This is a genomic window from Xanthomonas sp. NCPPB 2250, assembly GCF_056725265.1.
In genome coordinates this window covers 2913187-2933239 of record NZ_CM161520.1, presented here as the reverse complement: position 1 = coordinate 2933239, position 20053 = coordinate 2913187, and the positions used below count along the sequence as shown (strand labels likewise).

The following is a 20053-nucleotide window of genomic DNA, read 5'->3' as shown; positions in this document are numbered from 1 at the left end:
CGTCGGGCCGCCCCACGCATGCTATCGGCTGAGCTGGACTTTTTTGTAGACCGGCTGCACGTTGCCGCCAGTGGCGACCGCGCTCGACGGCGGGCGCTGCTCCAGGGTGAAGGATGCCACGGCCCGTGCCAGTTCGCCCGCCTCGTGTTCCATCGACCGGGCGCTGGCGCTGGCTTCCTCGACCAGGGCGGCATTCTGCTGGGTCGCCTCGTCCATCTGCACGACGGTCTGGTTGACCTGCTCGATGCCGGCCGACTGCTCCTGCGAGGCCGAGGCGATGTCGCGCATGATGTCGGTGACGCGCTGGACCGAGGTCACGATGTCCTGCATGGTGCGGCCGGCCTGGTCGACCAGGGCCGAGCCTTCGGCCACCCGGGTCACCGAATCGTCGATCAGGTCCTTGATCTCCTTGGCGGCGTTGGACGAACGCTGCGCCAGCACGCGCACCTCGCTGGCGACCACGGCGAAGCCACGGCCCTGCTCGCCGGCACGCGCGGCTTCCACCGCGGCGTTGAGCGCCAGGATGTTGGTCTGGAAGGCGATGCCGTCGATAACGCTGATGATGTCGGCGATCTTCTTCGACGAGGCTTCGATGCCGCTCATCGTGGTGACCACCTTGCCGACCACGCTGCCGCCTTGCGAGGCGACCGCCGCGGCGCCGACCGCCAATTGGTTGGCCTGGTGCGCATGCTCGGCGTTCTGCTTCACGGTGGAGGTCAACTCCTCCATCGAGGCGGCGGTTTCCTCCAGACTGGCGGCCTGCTGCTCGGTGCGGCGCGACAGGTCGTCGTTGCCGGCGGCGATCTCGCCGGCGGCGGTGTTGATCGCGTCCGAGGCGCCCTGGATCTGCCGCACGATCGCCGACAACTGCTCGGCGGTGGCGTTGGCATCGTCCTTCATGTTCGCGTACACGCCCTGCAGGTCGGCGTCGATGCGCCGCGACAGGTCGCCCTCGGCCAGCGCGCGCAGCATCTGCTGGATGTGGCCCAGGCCGGAGGCGCCGGCGGCGAGCATGGCGTTGATCTGCTCGCCCAACTGCAGCAGGAAGCCGTGCTTGTCGTCCAGGCGGATGCGTCCGCCGAGGTCGCCGGCGACCGCGCCACGCACGATGCCGGCGATCTCCTCTTCCACCGCCACTTCGTCGGTGCGGTCGGCCCATTCCACCACGAAGCCCAGGCGGTTGCCGACGGCGTCGGTGACCGGATTGACGATCAGGCGCATGGTGTGGCCGCCGACGCGGATCTGCGCGCGGTGCGTGCCCTTCAGCTCGGCGAGCATGCGCGCCTGGTGCTCGGGATGGCGGTGGAACACGTCGATGGTCTTGCCCAGCAATGCGCTGGCATCGAACTGCGGCAGGTCGCGGCGCAGGTCGTCCTGCACCTCGCTGAGCATCTGCAGCAGCGGGCGGTTGACGTAGACGATGCGGCGGTCGGCATCGGCGATCATCACGTTGGTGGTCACATCGTCCAGCGCGCTGCGGATGCGCTGGGTCTCGCGCTGGGCCTCGCTGTCCTGCTCGCGGCTGCGCAGCAGCTGCGCGTTGGCCTCCACCAGGGTGTGGGCGATGGAGCCTTCCGGCAGGTCCAGCTCGCGGATCGCGGCCGACAGCGGCTGTTGCTGGGCGATGGCGCGCGCGGCCTGGGCCAGGGCGTGCGGGTCGTGGCCCACGTCCAGCAGTTGCCGGCGCATCTGCACCGCCATCGGCACCAGGATCGCCGCCTCCACCGCCACGTACAGCGCATGGATCGCCAGGATGCCGATCCCGGCCTCGGCGGTGAACACCCGCACCGGCAGGCCGCGGTGCTGCAGCCAGAAGAACAGCACGTGATGCACGGCGATCGCGGCGGCCGCGACCATGATCGGCCGCCAGTCGCGGTAGTACAGCAGCAGCGCGATCAGCAGGATGACGCCGAAGTGCACTTCGATCATGCCGCCGGCCTGCTGGATCAGCGCCGCGGCCAGCACCATCAGGCCCAGGGCCACGGTGCAGCGGCTCAGCAGGCTGCCCGGATGCAGCTTCACCTGCAGGGCGATGACGGCCAGGGTCGGCAGGCTGACCGCCAGCCACGGCGTCCACGCGCCCTGATGCCAGGCGGCGGCCAGGCTGGCGAGGGTGGCCAGGACCGCGACGACGACGAACAGCCGGTCGGCCTGCGCCGCCAGTTTCTGCAGGTAGACGTAGCGCTCGTTGCCGACGAGAAAGCTGCCTTGGGTAGGCGAGGCGCTCATGAGAGGGATTCCTTGGAGTCGGTGGGACATCCGCACTGGGCGGGAGAGATCAGCGGCGACGCGCCGCCGGTGGCGAGCAGCCGCGGCAGCAGCGACGCGGCGGCGATGGACGTGCCGCATCCGGCCAGCTGTGCCGGGCCGGCATAGATCAGGCGGGACTGCGCATCGAAGACGATCAGTGCATAGGGCAGGGACGGCGGCGCCAGCCGGGCGCGCAGGTCCACGCTGCGCATCCCTGGCAGTGCGGGCGCCGCAGGCGCGGCGCAGTCGCAGCCGGCCACGCGCAGGCGGAACGCCACGGGCTGCCCGTCGGCAGCGGCGATGGCGGGCGCAAAGGCCAGCAGGCGCGCGCGAATGGCCTCGGCGCTGTCGGCCGGCGGCGGGCTGGCGAGCGCCACCAGTTGGCTTGCCGCCCAGATGCTCCAGAGCACCAGCAGCAACAGCCCCCATGGCAGGTGGGTGAAACCTCCCCAACGGTGCGTCGTGGTGGATAGTGCCTGCATTGGAAACCGGCCAGCGCGACGCCGGCACTCACCGGCTGTTCACGTTATCGACAGCGCCTATCGATCCTTAAGGTGGTGTTCATCACATTTCACACAGTGGTAACGAAACTAGTGTGGGGTTTTCGAAAAAAAGGCTGTCTCGCCGGCCTGGAAACGCAATCGGCCGCGGAGGCGTTCCGCGGCCGATCGGCATATCGGGTTGTTGTTCCGGCGGCGCGGCGTGCGCCGGCCGGGGCGTGACTGGCCGAGCGCGGGTCGCGCGACCCGCGCTGGGTCGGGCGACCCGCGCGCCTGGACTCAGGCGGCCGCGTGTGCCGGCCTGCGCGCGGCCGGTACCGCCGGCGCGCGCACCGAGGCCGCCGCCGCCTGCACCTTGAACACCGCCACGGCCTGGCGCAGGTGGCCGGCCTGCTCCTCCATCGAACGCGCCGCGGCCGTGGCTTCTTCCACCAGCGCGGCGTTCTGCTGGGTGCTCTCGTCCATCTGGGTGACGGTGCGGTTGACCTGCTCGATGCCGGACGACTGCTCCTGCGAGGCGACCGCGATCTCGCCCATGATGTCGGTGACGTGCTGCACCGAGGTCACGATCTCCTGCATGGTGGTGCCGGCACGCTCGACCAGGGCCGAGCCTTCGGCGACGCGGCCGACCGACTCGTCGATCAGCGTCTTGATCTCCTTGGCGGCGTTGGCCGAGCGCTGGGCGAGGGTGCGCACTTCGGTGGCCACCACGGCGAAACCGCGGCCCTGCTCGCCGGCACGCGCGGCTTCCACCGCGGCATTGAGCGCCAGGATGTTGGTCTGGAAGGCGATGCCGTCGATCACCGAAATGATGTCGCCGATCTTCTTCGAGGACGCTTCGATGCCGCTCATGGTCTGCACGACCTGGCCGACCACGTCGCCGCCCTGCGAGGCGACCGAGGCGGCGCCGGCGGCCAGCTGGTTGGCCTGGCGCGCACGTTCGGCGTTCTGCTTGACGGTGGAGGTCAGTTCCTCCATCGACGCGGCGGTTTCTTCGAGGCTGGCGGCCTGCTGCTCGGTGCGGCGCGACAGATCGTCGTTGCCGGCGGCGATCTCGCTGGCGGCGCCGTTGATGCTGACCGCAGCGGTCTGGATGCGCGCGACGATGGCGGACAGTTGCTCGGTGGTGGCATTGGCGTCGTCGCGCATGGTCGCGAACACGCCCTGGAAGTCGCCGTGCATGCGTGCGGTGAGATCGCCGGCGGCGATCGACTGCAGCAGCGCCGACAGCGCCTGCAGGTTGCCGTCGGCGGTGGCCATCAGTTGGTTGAGGCTGTCGACCATCAGGCGGAAGTCGTACTGGAAGCGCGCGGTGTCGCCACGCACGCTGAAGTCGCCTGCGGCCGCCGCACCGGCCAGGTGCTTGATCTCGGTGTTCATCGCGGTCAGGTTGTGCTTGACCGTATCCATCGTCTCGGTGAGGCGGGCTTTCTCGCCGGGCAGGCGGTCCATGTCCTCGGACAGGTCGCCGATGGCATAGCGGCCCATGATCTGCGCCAGGCGCTCGGTCACCGCGATGTGCGCGGCGGCCAGCGCATTGCTGTCGCGGACCATGCGTCCGTAGTCGCCGGGGAAGCTGCTCTCGTCCATGCGATAGCTGGTCTGGCCCACGTCGTGGCGCCGCGCCATCTCGGTCTGCGCGGCCAGCACCTCGCGCAACTGTTGCTGCATGCGTTGCATGTCGGCCAGCAGCCGACCGCTTTCGTCGCGGCTGGGCACCACGATGCGGGCGTCGAGGCGGCCCTCGGCGATGTCGGCGGCAACGCCGGCGGCGCGACGCACGTTGCGGGTCAGGGTGATCAGGGTATGCGCGCAGATCGCCGCGATCAGCAGCGTCAGCACGCTGAGCCCGGCCACCGCGGTCCACATCGCCTGCAGCGAGGCGTCCAGATGACGCTGCGACTGGCGCTGCAGCGCCTGCAACGCGGTGGCGCTCAGCCCGTGCAAGGCCTCGTCCCAGCCATGCAGGGCCGCGTTCCAGCGCTGATCGGCATCGGCGCTGCCGCCGTCCAGGGCCTGCGCCAGTTGCGGCAGGGCGCGGTCGGCGACGGCGGCTTCGGCGGCGACCGACTGGGCCAGGGCCGGATCCGGCTGTTCGAGCAGGCCCAACGCCTTCTTCAGCTCATGCCGCAGGCGACCCTGATCGCGAGCCAGTTCGGCGATCTGCGCGCGCAGGACCGGGGTGTCGGCGCCGGCCTGGGAGGGGTCGCGCATCGCGTCCAGCCGGGTCAGGGTTTGGCTGGTCACCGGGGCGTAGTTCAGGCTGCCGACCACCAGGTGGTAGCTCTCCACGTAGGGCGTATAGACCAGTTGGCTGTCGTCGCGCAGGGCGTCCAGCGCGTCGTCGGCCTGGTCTGCGACCGTCGCGAAGTCGCTGCGCCTGGTCTGCAGGGTCTGCTGCAACTGTGCCAGCGCCGCCGTGCTGCGCTCGAAGCCGGGCAGGGCCGGCACGGTCCGCTGCAGTTCGCGCAGCGCCCGGTCCGCGGTGTCGCGCGCCTGCGCCGCGCCGGCGGCGCCGTCGACCTGTTCTTCCTGCAGGGCCGCCAGCAGCCGCAGCATCTCGCGCAATGGCGCGTAGCTGCGCAGCTCGGCGCGGCTGACCTCCACGCCGTCGCTGAGGGTCCGGGTGTACAGCAGCAGGGGAATGGCCAGCCCGATCAAGGCCAGCACGCCGATCAGGCTGAGCTTGCGCGCAATGGGGAGGTCGTGCCAGACCCGCAAACATGAGCGGCGGTCGGAGGCGGGCGGAGCGGCGTGGTTCGCGGAGTGCGACGTCATTGCGCGGGTCTCTGGGGAAAAGCGAAAGAAGGCAGGCGCTCGGGAGCAGGCGCATACGATGGGAATGCAGGGAGGGCGGACAGCGATCGAACTTCGCCGGGCGCAGACGCGCGCATGCGAGGGGATCGCCGGCGCTCGACCGAATCGGGCAGATCTTTAGCGGCGGTTTGAGACAAAGATTGAATCTGTGAACTCGGCCGAGTTATGCGGCCATCAGGGTTGTGGCGCCCATGTGAGGGACGGATTGGGCAGGACATACGCGATGCGGTGCCCTGCGGATGCAGCCCCGGTGCAGGAACGGCGCGATCCGCGAACGGCGGCACGATTCGGGGATGCGCAGACCTGCCGAGGAGGCTGCGGGAATCGCGGTGGCCGGCGCGTCTTGGCATGTCCTCGCGCGCTCCATTCGCCGATGGATGCGCCGCGCGTCGCCGTCGCCGGTGTCGCATGCAGCGGGCGTGATCCGCCCGTGCCTGGCTGGCATCGACGTCGAGCGAGGCAGGGGCAGTCGGGCGCTGGCGCGCCGTGGCGGGCACGCGATGGTGCCGAGGAGAGGGGCGGGCGGTGGTCGATGGCGGCGCGTGTCGAGCGCGCGTCGGGGCCGCCGGCGCTCGATCAGGCTGGGGGTGTGGAGCGCGCCGCTGGTGCAGGCGAGGTGGCCAGGCCGTGTGCGCCTGGCCACCGTGGCCTCAGAACTCCCGCCAGGCGTCGCCGTTGCTGGCGGCGACCACGACCGTGCGACGTGCCGCCGGTTGCGGCGCGGCGCCGGCCTTGGTCACGACCCGCGCCGCCGGCTTGGCAGATACCGCGCGGCCGGCGGCCGGCGGCGCGATCGGGGCGACGCGGTCGATCTTGAACAGCGCGACCGCATCGCTGAGCTGCACCGCCTGTTCTTCCATCGAACGCGCAGCGGCGGTGGCCTCTTCCACCAGGGCGGCATTCTGCTGGGTGGTCTCGTCCATCTGGGTGACGGTCTGGTTGACCTGTTCGATGCCCGCCGATTGCTCCTGCGAGGCGGCCGAGATCTCGCCCATGATGTCGGTGACACGCTGCACCGAGGCGACGATCTCGCTCATGGTGCGGCCTGCCTGGTCGACCAGCGCCGACCCGGTGGCGACGCGACCGACCGAGTCGTCGATCAAGGTCTTGATCTCCTTGGCGGCGTTGGCCGAGCGCTGGGCGAGGGTGCGCACCTCGCTGGCGACCACGGCGAACCCGCGGCCCTGTTCGCCGGCACGGGCGGCTTCGACCGCGGCGTTGAGTGCCAGGATGTTGGTCTGGAAGGCAATGCCGTCGATGACCGAGATGATGTCGGCGATCCTCTTCGAGGACGCCTCGATGCCGCTCATGGTCTCGACGACCTGGCCGACCACGCTGCCGCCTTGCGAGGCGACAGCCGCCGCACCCACCGCCAACTGGTTGGCCTGGCGCGCGTGCTCGGCGTTCTGCTTCACGGTGGAGGTCAGTTCCTCCATCGAGGCCGCCGTTTCCTCCAGGCTGGCGGCCTGCTGCTCGGTGCGGCGCGACAGGTCGTCGTTGCCGGCGGCGATTTCGGTCGCGGCGGCATTGATGCTGACCGCCGCGGTCTGGATGCGGCCGACGATGCCGGTCAACTGGTCGGCGGTGGCGTTGGCGTCGTCGCGCATGGTGGCGAACACGCCGTGGAACTCGCCTTCCATGCGCGCGGTGAGGTCGCCGGCGGCGATGGCCTGCAGCAACGCCGACAGCTTGCCGAGGTTGCGGTCGCTGACGTCCATCATTGCGTTGAGGTCCTGCACCATCAGCCGGAAATCGTGCTGGAAGTGCGCCGCATCGCCGCGGGCGCTGAAGTCGCCGGCGGCGGCGGCCGCGGCCAGTCGCTTGATCTCGGTGTTGATCGCCAGCAGGCTGGCCTTGGCCGCGTCCATCGATTCGTGCAAGACCGCGCGGCTGCCGGGCAGGCGCCGGGCGTCGCGGCGCAGGTCGCCGTTGGCGTATTCGTTGAGCACGCCGATGGCGTCGACGATGGCGTCCAGGTGCTCGAACATCATGGTGTTGATGCCCTTGCTCAGCTCGCCGTAGACGCCCGGGAAGTCCTGCGGCATGCGGTGGGACACGTCCTTGTCCGCGTGCAGCTCGATCATCAACGCGGTTTCGCTGGAGAAGCGCTGCAATTGGGTCTGCATGCGGCCCATCGCGACCAGCAGGCGGCCGGGTTCGTCGCGCGCGTCGGTGCCCACGTCGTTGTCCAGACGGCCGTCCGCGATGGCTTCGGCGGCGCGGGTGGCGCGGCCGAGCGGTCCGGTGAGGCTGCGGGTGATGGTCCAGCCCAGCAGGCCGCTGACCAGCAGGACGGCAAGGCCGCCGGAGATGAGGATGACGCGGCCCCGCGCCATCGCTGCCGAGGAGACAGCATAGGCCTCCCGACTCAAGCGCCGCTGCAGATCGGCATTGGCGCGGATCGCCGCCTGCTGCTTCTCCATCGCCACCGCGGCATCGCCCAGCAGCAATGCCTGTGCCTGAGTGTTCAGGTCCTTCTGGCCCAGCGTCAGCACCTGGTTGTTGAGTTGCACCGACTGTGCCCGCGTGCGCTCGATCGTGGCCATCGCCTGGCGTTCGGCCGGGGTCGCCGGCATCGCCGACAATGCATCGTGCGCGGCCTTGTAGCGCGCCCGGTTGCGCTGCACGATGTCGATCATCTTCTGGTTGGCCGCATCGCCATCGACGATGGTGATGGACAGCAGCCCGATCTGCACATTGGTGTTGGCGTCCAGCATCTCGTTGGAGAGCCGGACCTTTTCCATGTTGCCGTTGACGATGCTGTCCAGTTCGCGATGCGCCCTGGCCATGGTCAGGAGCCCCATGGCGACCAGTACACCGGACAACAGGATGAGGATGCCGAACGCCATGCCAAGGCGCCGACCGACGTTGTAGCGTTGCAGAAGTGCGTTCATAGCCGACCTTTGGGGGTAGAAGGAGTCGGGTCGCACGCGCTGGCAGGCCAGCGTTGCGGCGCCTCGTGGCGATGCGCTGCCACCCCATGGATATCGACATGGCGGCCAGGAATTGAGCGGTGTGCGGATCCTTGTTGGCGGGCGGTTAGGAAGCTGTCTGCCATCCGACGCGTGTTGGTCGGCGAAGGCAAAATCCGACATGGTTCCGACATGCGCCGGCGTGTAATCCACCGAGCTATCGTTCGCGTATCGCCGGCATGCGCAGGTGCGTACCGGCTGCGCTGCGAACGCCGGGCGTTACCGCCGGGACCGGTCGCCATGCCGGCGGCATGGCGACCGTACGACTCAGAACTCCTGCCAGTCGCCGCCGACCGCGACCGCGGTGCGCTTGGCAGGCTGTCGCTGCGGACGCGCCGCCGCCTTGGCCGCACGCGGCGCGTTGACCGTGGCAGGCGGCGCCATCGCCGCACGCACGCCGACGTTGTCGATCTTGAACAACGCCACGGTGTCGCTGAGCTGGCCGGCTTGTTCCTCCATCGAGCGTGCCGCGGCGGTGGCTTCTTCCACCAATGCCGCGTTCTGCTGAGTGGCCTCGTCCATCTGGGTGACGGTCTGGTTGACCTGCTCGATCCCCGACGCCTGCTCCTGCGAGGCCGCCGAGATCTCGCCCATGATGTCGGTGACGCGTTGCACCGAGGCCACGATCTCGCTCATGGTGCGGCCGGCCTGATCGACCAGCGCCGAGCCCTCGGCCACGCGCGTGACCGAGTCGTCGATCAGCGACTTGATCTCCTTGGCGGCGCCGGCCGAGCGCTGTGCCAGGGTGCGCACTTCGCTCGCGACCACGGCGAAACCGCGGCCCTGGTCGCCGGCACGGGCGGCTTCCACCGCCGCGTTGAGTGCCAGGATGTTGGTCTGGAAGGCGATGCCGTCGATGACGCTGATGATGTCGGCGATCTTCTTCGACGAGGCCTCGATGCCGCTCATGGTCTCGACCACCTGGCCGACCACGTTGCCGCCCTGCGAGGCCACCGAGGCCGCGCCCACCGCCAACTGGTTGGCCTGGCGGGCGTGTTCGGCGTTCTGCTTGACGGTGGAGGTCAGCTCCTCCATCGACGCGGCGGTTTCTTCCAGGCTGGCGGCCTGCTGCTCGGTGCGGCGCGACAGGTCGTCGTTGCCGGCGGCGATCTCGGTCGAGGCAGCGTTGATGCTGACCGCCGCGGTCTGGATGCGACCGACGATGCCGGTCAGCTGTTCGACGGTGGCGTTGGCGTCGTCGCGCATCGTGGCGAACACGCCGTGGAACTCGCCGTCCATGCGCGCGGTGAGGTCGCCGGCGGCGATGGATTGCAGCAGGGCCGACAGCTTGCCCAGGTTGTGGTCGCTGACCTCCATCATCGCGTTGAGGTCCTGCACCATCAGCCGGAAGTCGTGCTGGAAGCGTGCCGCGTCGCCGCGGGCGCTGAAGTCGCCGGCCGCAGCCGCCGCCGCCAGGCGCTTGATCTCGGTATTGATCGCCAGCAGGCTGGCCTTGGCCGCATCCATCGACTCGTGCAGCACCGCGCGGCTGCCGGGCAGGCGCCGGGCGTCGCGGCGCAGGTCGCCGTTGGCGTATTCGTTGAGCACGCCGATGGCGTCGACGATGGCATCCAGGTGCTCGAACATCATGGTGTTGATGCCCTTGCTCAGCTCGCCGTACACGCCGGGGAAATCCTGCGGCATGCGGTGACTGATGTCCTTGTCGGCGTGCAGTTCGATCATCAACGCGGTCTCGCCGGAGAAGCGTTGCAACTGTCGCTGCATCGCGTCCATCGCCAGCAGCAGGCGGCCCGGCTCGTCGCGGGCGTCGGTAGTGACGTCGTTGTCCAGGCGGCCACTGGCGATGGCCTCGGCGGCACGCGTGGCGCGGTTCAGCGGCATGGTCAGGCTGCGGGTGATCGCCCAGGCCAGCAGGCTGCTCACGACAAGAACCATCACACCGCCAGCGACGAGCATGTTGCGGCCATTGGCGATCGCCTGCGTCGCGTTGGCGTATGCGGCATGCAATTGTTCGTTCTGCAGGTCCACGTTCTCGCGTATGTAGCCGTTCCAGGTCAGGGTGGCAGGACGCGAGCGGTTGATCAGCAGCGCTTGTGCGTCGTCATTGCGATTGACGACGGCCAGCGCGATGACCTGGTCGTTCAATGCGCGTGCGGTGACCCGTGCCGCGTCGATCTTGGCACGCAGCGCCTTGCCTTTCGCGGAGGGCGGGAACTTCTCCAACTCGGCGCGCAAGTCGGTGTAGCGCTGACGTTGCTTCTTGACCTCGGCCAGCGCCTGCTGATTGAGCGCGTCGCTGGTCACCATCGCCAGCGTACCCAGCGCGCCGAGAATCTTGTTGTTGGCGTCCAGCATGTCGTTGCTGATCCGGGTCTTCTCGACGTTCTTCTTGACGATCTGGTCCAGCTCGGTCTGGGCGCGCGACATGGACACCATGCCGGCCGCGACCAGCAGGCAGGAGAGCAGGATCAGCAGGCCGAAAGCACCACCGAGGCGGCGTCCCACGTTGTAGCGTTGCAGAAAGGAATTCATGTCGACCTCTTCGTTGACGGTGTCCCTGGAACGTCCAGGTCCTTGTCCCTACAGGCTCCGGTTGCATGTGCGCGGCCGGAGCGGCGGGCGTGGCGGTCAGAAAAGTGAAGAAAGAAAACCCAATGCCTTGCTGTACAACATGTCCGCCATCGCTCGAATGTGATATCGGCGTGACGGCGTGGTTCTCGATGCATCGTTGGTCGTAAGACGATTCCCGACGCTGTCTAATTCATTTCCCTACGCGGTTCCTCACGCGGTCAGCGGTTGCCACTGGTTGCCGATCGCGTCGGCGATCGCCTGCGCATTCGGCTGCGATGGGTGCATGGCATGTGCAGCGGGTGACGCCTGTCCCGGCACGACTGCCGCGACGGTGGCCCGCGCAGGGGCGGCGCTGCGTGTGGCTTCCTGCTCCAGCCGGAACACCGCCACTGCCTCGCTTAGCTGCGCCGCCTGGTCCTCCATCGATCGCGCCGCGGCGGTGGCTTCCTCGACCAACGCTGCGTTCTGCTGGGTGCTTTCGTCCATCTGCGTGACGGTGCGGTTGACCTGCTCGATGCCGGCGGACTGCTCCTGCGAGGCGGCGGAGATCTCGCCCATGATGTCGGTGACGCGGCCCACCGAGGCCACGATCTCCTGCATGGTCTGGCCGGCGCGCTGTACCAGCTCCGCGCCGGTGGCGACGCGGCCGACCGAGTCGTCGATCAGGCCCTTGATCTCCTTGGCGGCGTTGGCCGAGCGTTGCGCCAGCACCCGCACCTCGCTGGCCACGACCGCGAAACCGCGGCCCTGTTCGCCGGCGCGGGCGGCTTCCACTGCGGCGTTGAGCGCCAGGATGTTGGTCTGGAAGGCGATGCCGTCGATCACCGAAATGATGTCGGCGATCTTCTTCGATGCGGTCTCGATGCCGCTCATGGTGTCCACCACCTGGCCGACCACCGCACCGCCTTGCGAGGCGACCGCGGCGGCGCCGGCGGCGAGCTGGTTGGCCTGCCGTGCATGCTCGGCGTTCTGCTTGACCGTGGCGGTCAGCTCTTCCATCGAGGCCGCGGTTTCTTCCAGGCTCGCGGCCTGCTGCTCGGTGCGCTGCGACAGGTCGCTGTTGCCCTGGGCGATTTCGGTGGCGGCGCTGTGGATGTCGCCGGCGGCGCGCTGGATGCGGCCGACGATGTCGGCCAGGCGCTCGGCGGTGCCGTTGGCGTCGTCGCGCATGGTGGCGAAGATGCCGTGGAATTCGCCGTGCATGCGCGCGCCGAGGTCGCCGTCGGCCAGCGCGCTGAGCAGCCGCGAGACCTCGGCGATGCTGATCGCGTTGGCGTCGAGCAGGCCGTTGAGTTGCTGCGCCAGCATCAGGAAGAAGCCCTGCTTGCCGGTGCGGTCGATGCGCTGCGACAGGTCGCCGGCGGCGGCACTGCGCACCACCGCGGCCACTTCCGCTTCGACACGGGTCTCGGCGGTGCGGTCGCGCCATTCGCAGACAAAGCCCAGGTGCGCGCCCTCGGCATTGCGGATGGCGGAAATCTCCTGGGCGATGCAGACCTCGCGGTAGCGCACCTCGCGCTGCGCCGCGCCTTGCCGATCCAGCCGCTGGTAGATCTCCGCGTCCTGCGAGTTGCCGACTTCCAGCAGCGCCACCGATTGGCCCAGGAGCGGGGCAGAGCGGTCGAATGCCGGCGCGCAGGCGCGGATGTCCTCGGCATGGGTCTGCAGCAGGGTCTGCAGCGCGGTGTTGGCGTAGATGATGGTCAGGTCGGGATCGGCGATGTACATGCCGGTGGACGCGTTGTCCAGGGCGGTGCGGATCCGCAGGTTCTCGGCGGCCACGCTGCGCTCGCGTTCGATGCGCTCGCGCAACTCGCGCTGCATGCGCGCCAGCGCCGCCATCAGGCTGCGCCCGTGCCTGGCCGCGACCGGGATGGGCTGGTCCAGGCGGCCCTCGGCGATGTGCTGGGCCGCGTCCATCGCCACCCGCGGCTCGCCGCCGAGCAATTGCGCGACCGAGCGCAGGATCCAGGCCGCGGCCGCGGCCAGGCACAGCACGGCCACCAGCACCGCGCCGGCCTGCTGCCAGGTGGCGCGCTGGCTCTGCTGTTCGGCGGCCTTGCGGCTCTGCTCGTTCAGCGCCAGGATGCTGTCGCTGATCGTGTCCATCTCGGTTTCCAGCCGCGCGAACTGCGCGGTGAAGTCGGCATAGGCGGCACTGCTGTCGCCCTGCGACTCGGCCAGCGTCACCACCTTGTCGGCGGCGGCGATGTAGCGCTGCAACGCCGGTCCCGCCGCATCCAGTTGCGCGCGCAGGGTGCTGTCCAGCGGCAGCTTCTGGTTGTCGTCCAGCGCCTTGCGGAACTCGCCGGCATGTTCGCCCAGCGAGGCGCGCGCCGCCTTGACCCCGTCCGCATCCTGATGCGCCGCCGCCAGCAGCGCAGCGGTGACGTCGCCACGCAGCGCGTCATGCATCATGTCGGCCTGCATGTGGTTGCGCAGCGCGTCCGAGGACACGACCTGCGCGGCGACCGAGCGCAGCAGCCCCTGCTGCGCGCCGTAGCCGACCCCGCCCAGCGCGAGCAGGGCGAGCACCGCCACCAGCACCAGGATCCCGAGCATATGCATGATTTTCATCGGTGTGGCCCGATCAGAAACGGAAGGACAGGCCCGCGCCGAGCGCGTGGTCCGGCGAACGGTCGTTGAGGCCGCGGCTGTACACCACGTCCAGTTGCACGTCCTGGGTGAGCAGCCAGGCCGAGCCGACGTCGAGCAGGGCGATGGTGCCGCCGTCGTCGGCATGCGCGATCTGCGGCAGGGCCAGCTCCACGAACGAGCGGGTGCGGTCGTTCCAGGCCTTGCCCAGCACCACGCCGAAGATGCCGGCGGTGTAGCGATGTCCGCCGTCGCCTTCGTCGCGGATCACGCCCGGCATCATGCCCAGGGACACGCTGTCGCTGAGTTCCCATTCGGCCACCAGGCGGAACGAGGGGCGTGCGCCGCTGCCGCGCACGTTGCGCGCGCCGCTGGGCAGGTCCACGTGCAGCAGCCAGGCCAGCGAGGCGCCGCCGATCTCGCTGGCCAGGTGGTGCTTGAGGCCCAGCGAGATGTCGGAGAAGCCGGAGACGTCGCCGCCGACGGGGACGTCGATGGTCTGCCAGCCGTCGGTCTCCAGGCGCAGCTCCCAGGTCGGGCCGATGCCGTAGCGGAACAGGGTGGGCGTGGCATAGCCGTCGACATCGCCGTCGCGTTCCCAGGCCACGCTGGTTTCCACCTGCAGGCGGCGGTCGCCGACGGTGAGGCTGGATTCGACGAAGTCCGGGCGATCGGTGGCGATCGGCTCGGCCTCGGCATGGACATGACCTGCGAGGCTGGCGAGGCCGCACAAGGTCAGATAGGTGGCGATGACGCGTCGCTTCATGGCGGCTCCCTTGGCGGTTCGATCAGAACCGTGGATCCGGGCGCAGTGCGCCCGGCGCCGGGGGCGCGCGTTGCGGTGCCCATGGCATGGCAGTTCCGCTTTCTATATCGACCCTGAATACACTTTCTTTACGAGCGTGACGCGCTAAGCGCTCTGTGGCCGTCGTCACCCGCTGCCTGGCAGCCGCGCCGCGAGACGCACAGCGCGCCTCGCGGTGGCAGCAGGGCGCCGCAGCGGCTCAGAACTCCTGCCACTGCCCGTCGTCGCTCGACGCGGTCGCGCGCGGGACCGCCCGCAACGGCGCCGCTGCCGGTCGCCGCGGCGTTGCTGCCGGGGCAGCCGGGGCAGCCGGAGCAGGGCGGCGCACAGGCGCCGGCGCGGCGCTCGCCACCGCAGCGCTGGTGTCCAGCTTGAACAGGGCCACGGCCTGGTTGAGCTGGCCGGCCTGGTCTTCCATCGAGCGCGCCGCGGCCGTGGCTTCCTCGACCAGCGCGGCGTTCTGCTGGGTGGCCTCGTCCATCTGGGTGATGGTCTGGTTGACCTGCTCGATGCCGGCGGACTGCTCCTGCGAGGCCGCCGAGATCTCGCCCATGATGTCGGTGACGCGCTGCACCGAGGCGACGATCTCCTGCATGGTGGTGCCGGCCTGTTCGACCAGGGCGGAACCTTGCGCGACACGGCCGACCGAGTCGTCGATCAGTCCCTTGATCTCCTTGGCGGCATTGGCCGAGCGCTGGGCGAGGGTGCGCACTTCGCTGGCCACCACGGCGAAACCGCGGCCCTGTTCGCCGGCGCGCGCCGCTTCCACGGCCGCGTTCAAGGCGAGGATGTTGGTCTGGAAGGCGATGCCGTCGATGACGCTGATGATGTCGGCGATCTTCTTCGACGACGCCTCGATCCCGCTCATGGTTTCCACGACCTGGCCGACCACCGCGCCGCCCTGCGAGGCGACCGCCGCCGCACCGGTGGCGAGCTGATTGGCCTGGCGCGCGTGCTCGGCGTTCTGCTTGACCGTGGAGGTCAGCTCTTCCATCGACGCAGCGGTCTCTTCCAGGCTGGCGGCCTGCTGCTCGGTCCGGCGCGACAGATCGTCGTTGCCGGCGGCGATCTCGGCCGCGGCGCCGTTGATGCTGACCGCGGCGGTCTGGATCCGCGAGACGATGGCGGCCAGCTGTTCGGTGGTGGCGTTGGCGTCGTCGCGCATGGTCGCGAACACGCCCTGGAACTGGCCGTGCATGCGCGCGGTCAGGTCGCCGGCGGCAATCGCTTTCAACAGCGTGGACAGCGCCTGCAGGTTGCTATCGGCGGTGGCCATCAACTGGTTGAGGCTCTCGACCATCAGGCGGAAGTCGTACTGGAAGCGCTCGGCGTCGCCACGCACGCTGAAATCGCCGGCGGCGGCGGCACCGGCCAGATGCTTGATCTCGGTGTTCATCGCGGTGAGGTTGCGTTTGACCGTGTCCATCGTTTCGGTCAGCACCGCCTTTTCGCCGGGCAGCCGATCCATGTCCTCGGACAGGTCGCCGATGGCGTATCGGCCCATGATCTGCGCCAGGCGCATCTTGACCGCGATATGCGAGGCGGCCAGGGCGTTGCTGTCGTGGACCATGCGCCCGTACTCGCCGGGGAAGGCCGCTTCGTCCATGCGGTAGCTGATCTCGCCGGCGTCGTGGCGCTGGGCCATCTCCTTCTGCGCGTCGAGCACGGCGCGCAGCTGCTGCTGCATGCGCTGCAGCGATCCCAGCAACTGCCCCAGTTCGTCGTTGCGCGCGTATTGGATGCGGCTGTCCAGGCGGCCGGCGGCGACCGCGCTGGAGACTTCCACCGCACTGGCCAGCGGCTTGACCACCAGCCGGCGCAGCAGCAGGTAGAGGCCGCCGCTGAGCAGCAGCGCGGCGCACAGGCCGACCGCGGCGATGGTCCACAGCAGGCTGCGCGCCTGCGCCATCAGCACCGCCTTGGGCACCGCCACGCCCAGCGCGAAGCGCTCCTGGGCCTGGCCGATCTGCAGTGGCACATACACTTCCACGTCGGTGGCGCCGGTCTGCGGATCGACGCTGTCGCGGCCGACGGTCTTGCCCTGGGCGATGTCGGCCAGCAAGGCGCGGGTGGCTGGATCCTGCAGCTTCTTGCCGACCAGGGCGGGATCGCGGTCGGCGACGATGGCGCCGCCGGGCGAGAGCAGGCGCACGCGGCCGGCACCGAGCGGACGCAGCTTGGCGACGCGCTGCTGCAGCGTGGCCAGGCCGAAATCGGTGGTGACCACACCCAGGAACTTGCCGTCTTCCAGGATCGGCGTGCTGACCGTGGTCATCAGCACCTTCTTGCCGGCGATCTCGTAATCGTAGGGTTCGGCGACGGTCGGCCGCAGCAGCTTGCGTGGATTCAGATACCAGTCGCCGGCGCCGGCCACGTCGTAGTCGCGCAGCGGATCGCGTACCAGTTTCCCGTTCTGCCAGGACCAGTACACCATGTAGCGGCCGCTGGCGTCGTGGCCCGCGCTGTTGACGTAGTCCGCGTCCTTGCCGTCCAGCGCCTGCGGTTCCCACAGCGTGCCGATGCCGGTCCAGTCCGGGTGCTGCTGCAGTTCGCGGCGCAGGCTGTCGCTGAACAACTCGCGTGCCTTGTCCTGGCCGCGCTGGGCGAGCAGCGCATTGGCCAGCGCCTGGTTGGAAACCGCGGAGGCGCCGATGGTGTTGCCGATGCGCTCCGATTCCAGGCGTGCGGTGTCGGTCATGCCGACCTTGGCGGAGGCGAGCAGGGCGGAACTGCTGCGGGCGTAGATGATGGCGGCGGTAATGCCGAAGCACAGCAGGGCGATCGCGGCCACGCCCAGCATCAGGCGGGTGGCGACACTGCTCGGGCGTGTGGAGGACGTCGTGGGCATCGCGGTCGTCTCGATGGAGAGGAGGGAGAGATCGCGCTGTCGTGGACCGGAGCCTGCTGCCTGCGGGCACAGCAGACCGGAGCGGAGACGTGCGCGACCTTCCGGTTATCGGCACCGCGTCCCAGAAATGTAGGGGGCGTTTGTGATGCGGCGCCGCACGCGCCCAGCACTGGCCATGCGGTCGGGTCCGGAGGTCCTGCCGGTCGCGGCCGATGCACCGGATCCCGATCGGTCCCCGATCAAGGCATGTCGAGCGTCGGGCGCGGCGCCGAGCCGCACGACCAAGGCGGCTCGGCAGCCAACAGGACGATGACAACGAAAAAGCCCCGGGAGCGATCGCTCCCGGGGCCGTCGACGCGAGACCGGCGGCGGTGGCGCGCGCTCAGAACTCCTGCCAGCTGTCGTCGCCCGCCGCGACCGCGACCGGCCGGGCCGATGGCCGGACCGGGCGGGCGTCGGGCTTGGCCACCGGCTTGGCCGCCGACCGGGCGGCCGGGCGGCTCGGTGCGCTGGGGATGCTGGCGGCAGCCGCGTGGCCGAGCGGGGCGCTGCTCGCCTCGATCTTGAACACCGCCACGGCCTGGCTCAGCTGGCCGGCCTGTTCTTCCATCGAACGCGCGGCGGCGGTGGCTTCTTCGACCAGCGCGGCGTTCTGCTGGGTGGTCTCGTCCATCTGGGTGACGGTCTGGTTGACCTGCTCGATGCCGGCCGACTGTTCCTGCGACGCGGCGGAGATCTCGCCCATGATGTCGGTCACGCGCTGCACCGAGGCCACGATCTCCTGCATGGTCTTGCCGGCCTGGTCGACCAGCGCCGAGCCCTGGGCGACACGGCCGACCGAGTCGTCGATCAGGCCCTTGATTTCCTTGGCGGCGTTGGCCGAGCGCTGGGCGAGGGTGCGCACCTCGCTGGCGACCACGGCGAAACCGCGGCCCTGTTCGCCGGCACGCGCCGCTTCCACGGCCGCGTTCAAGGCGAGGATATTGGTCTGGAAGGCGATGCCGTCGATGACGCTGATGATGTCGGCGATCTTCTTCGACGAGGCCTCGATCCCGCTCATGGTCTCCACGACCTGGCCGACCACCGCGCCGCCCTGCGAGGCGACCGTGGCTGCACCGGTGGCGAGCTGGTTGGCCTGGCGGGCGTGTTCGGCGTTCTGCTTGACGGTGGAGGTCAGCTCTTCCATCGACGCGGCGGTTTCTTCCAGGCTGGCGGCCTGCTGCTCGGTCCGGCGCGACAGGTCGTCGTTGCCGGCGGCGATCTCGCTGGCGGCACCGTTGATGCTGACCGCCGCGGTCTGGATCCGCGCGACAATGGCGGCCAGCTGTTCGGCGGTGGCGTTGGCGTCGTCGCGCATGGTGGCGAACACGCCCTGGAACTGGCCGTGCATGCGCGCGGTCAGGTCGCCGGCGGCGATGGACTGCAGCAGCGCCGACAGCGCCTGCAGGTTGCCGTCGGCGGTGGCCATCAACTGGTTGAGGCTGTCGACCATCAGGCGGAAGTCGTACTGGAAGCGCTCGGTATCGCCACGCACGCTGAAATCGCCGGCGGCAGCCGCGCCGGCCAGGTGCTTGATCTCGCTGTTCATTGCGGTCAGGTTGAGCTTGACCTTGTCCATGGTTTCGGTGAGCACGGCCTTTTCGCCGGGCAGGCGGTCCATGTCCTCGGACAGGTCGCCGATGGCATATCGGCCCATGATCTGCGCCAGGCGCAGCTTCACCGCGATATGCGAGGCGGCCAGGGCGTTGCTGTCGTGGACCATGCGCCCGTAGTCGCCGGGGAACACGGTTTCGTCCATGCGGAAGCTGATCTGGCCTGCGTCATGGCGCTGGGCCATCTCGGCCTGGGCGGCGAGCACCGACTGCAACTGGCTCTGCATCTTGTCCATGCTCTGCAGCAGCACGCCGGCCTCGTCCTTGCTGCGCAGGTCGATCGCATTGTCGAGCTTGCCGCGGGCGATGGCGTCGGCCACGCCGATCGCGGTGCCCAGGCGCTTGAGCAACTGACGGCGGATCACGATCGCCATGCCGATCGCGGCCACGATCACCAGCAGATTGCCCAGCAGCACCGCCCACTTGTTCTGCGCGCGTACGGTGGTCAGGGTTTCGGTGCGCTTGGCCAGCAGGCCGCGTTCCTCGCCGATGAAGTCGCCGAGCAGGCCGCGGATCTCCTGCATGGCCTTGCGATCGCGCGCCTGGCTGAATTCGGCGGCGATCTGCGCGGGGTCGTTGGACTGCGCGCGCAATGCGGTGATCTGCTTCTCCACGCCGGCGAGGTTGTCGAACGCGGCATGCAGCTTGTCCAGCCGCGCCTGCTGGCGCGGATTGTCCGCAGTCAGGCGCTTGGCCTCGGCGAAGTTCTTGTCGAACGCGGCCAGGCCGTTGGTGAACGGTTGCAGATGCTCCTGGTTGCCCGACAGCAGGTAGCCGCGCGCACCGGTCTCGACGTTGAGCGCATCGACTTCCATCATGTCGCCGGTGGACATGACCTTGTAGGTATGGTCGTTCATGTCGGCGGCGCTGTTGAGCGAAGAGAGGCTGCTCAGGCTGATCGAGCCGATGATCACCGTGATCAGCACGATGACGGCAAAGCTGAGCGCGAGCCTGGCGGAAAGACTGAGATTCTTGAGCGTCATCGTCATGGTCCTGATGGAAAGGGTGAAGCGTTGGGGATGGCGTACCCCGTGCCTGAGTCGATGTCCGCGGAGGCGCTGGGCGGTGCTCTATCTATTTCG

9 protein-coding genes are annotated in these 20053 nt (G+C 69.2%); all 9 read right to left on the bottom strand.

The window, feature by feature from the left end; translation table 11 throughout:
• Positions 1-21: 21 nt before the first annotated feature.
• Complete coding sequence (locus AC1PMG_RS11465; protein ID WP_481108964.1) at positions 22-2229, bottom strand: methyl-accepting chemotaxis protein; 2208 nt, start codon at positions 2227-2229, stop codon at positions 22-24.
• Positions 2226-2660: a hypothetical protein gene (locus AC1PMG_RS11460; RefSeq protein ID WP_481111656.1), complete on the bottom strand. Its 435-nt coding sequence runs from the start codon at positions 2658-2660 to the stop codon at positions 2226-2228. The genes AC1PMG_RS11465 and AC1PMG_RS11460 overlap by 4 nt, the downstream gene beginning before the upstream one ends.
• 369 nt (positions 2661-3029) lie before the next feature.
• Positions 3030-5528 carry a methyl-accepting chemotaxis protein gene (locus AC1PMG_RS11455; RefSeq protein WP_481108963.1) on the bottom strand — a complete coding sequence of 833 codons (2499 nt, stop codon included), beginning with the start codon at positions 5526-5528 and terminating at the stop codon, positions 3030-3032.
• A 689-nt stretch (positions 5529-6217) separates the two neighbouring features.
• Positions 6218-8461 carry a methyl-accepting chemotaxis protein gene (locus tag AC1PMG_RS11450; RefSeq protein ID WP_481108962.1) on the bottom strand — a complete coding sequence of 748 codons (2244 nt, stop codon included), beginning with the start codon at positions 8459-8461 and terminating at the stop codon, positions 6218-6220.
• A gap of 345 nt (positions 8462-8806) precedes the next feature.
• A complete protein-coding gene (locus AC1PMG_RS11445) occupies positions 8807-11032 on the bottom strand; it encodes a methyl-accepting chemotaxis protein (RefSeq protein WP_481108961.1) in 2226 nt (741 codons plus the stop codon).
• Positions 11033-11281: 249 nt separating this feature from the next.
• A complete protein-coding gene (locus AC1PMG_RS11440) occupies positions 11282-13648 on the bottom strand; it encodes a methyl-accepting chemotaxis protein (RefSeq protein WP_481108960.1) in 2367 nt (788 codons plus the stop codon).
• A 13-nt stretch (positions 13649-13661) separates the two neighbouring features.
• Entirely contained in the window at positions 13662-14432 is a 771-nt protein-coding gene (locus AC1PMG_RS11435) for a transporter (protein WP_481108959.1), read from the bottom strand.
• 238 nt (positions 14433-14670) lie between these two features.
• Entirely contained in the window at positions 14671-17319 is a 2649-nt protein-coding gene (locus AC1PMG_RS11430; protein WP_481108958.1) for a methyl-accepting chemotaxis protein, read from the bottom strand.
• Positions 17320-17701: 382 nt separating this feature from the next.
• Entirely contained in the window at positions 17702-19954 is a 2253-nt protein-coding gene (locus AC1PMG_RS11425) for a methyl-accepting chemotaxis protein (RefSeq protein ID WP_481108957.1), read from the bottom strand.
• Positions 19955-20053 lie beyond the last annotated feature (99 nt).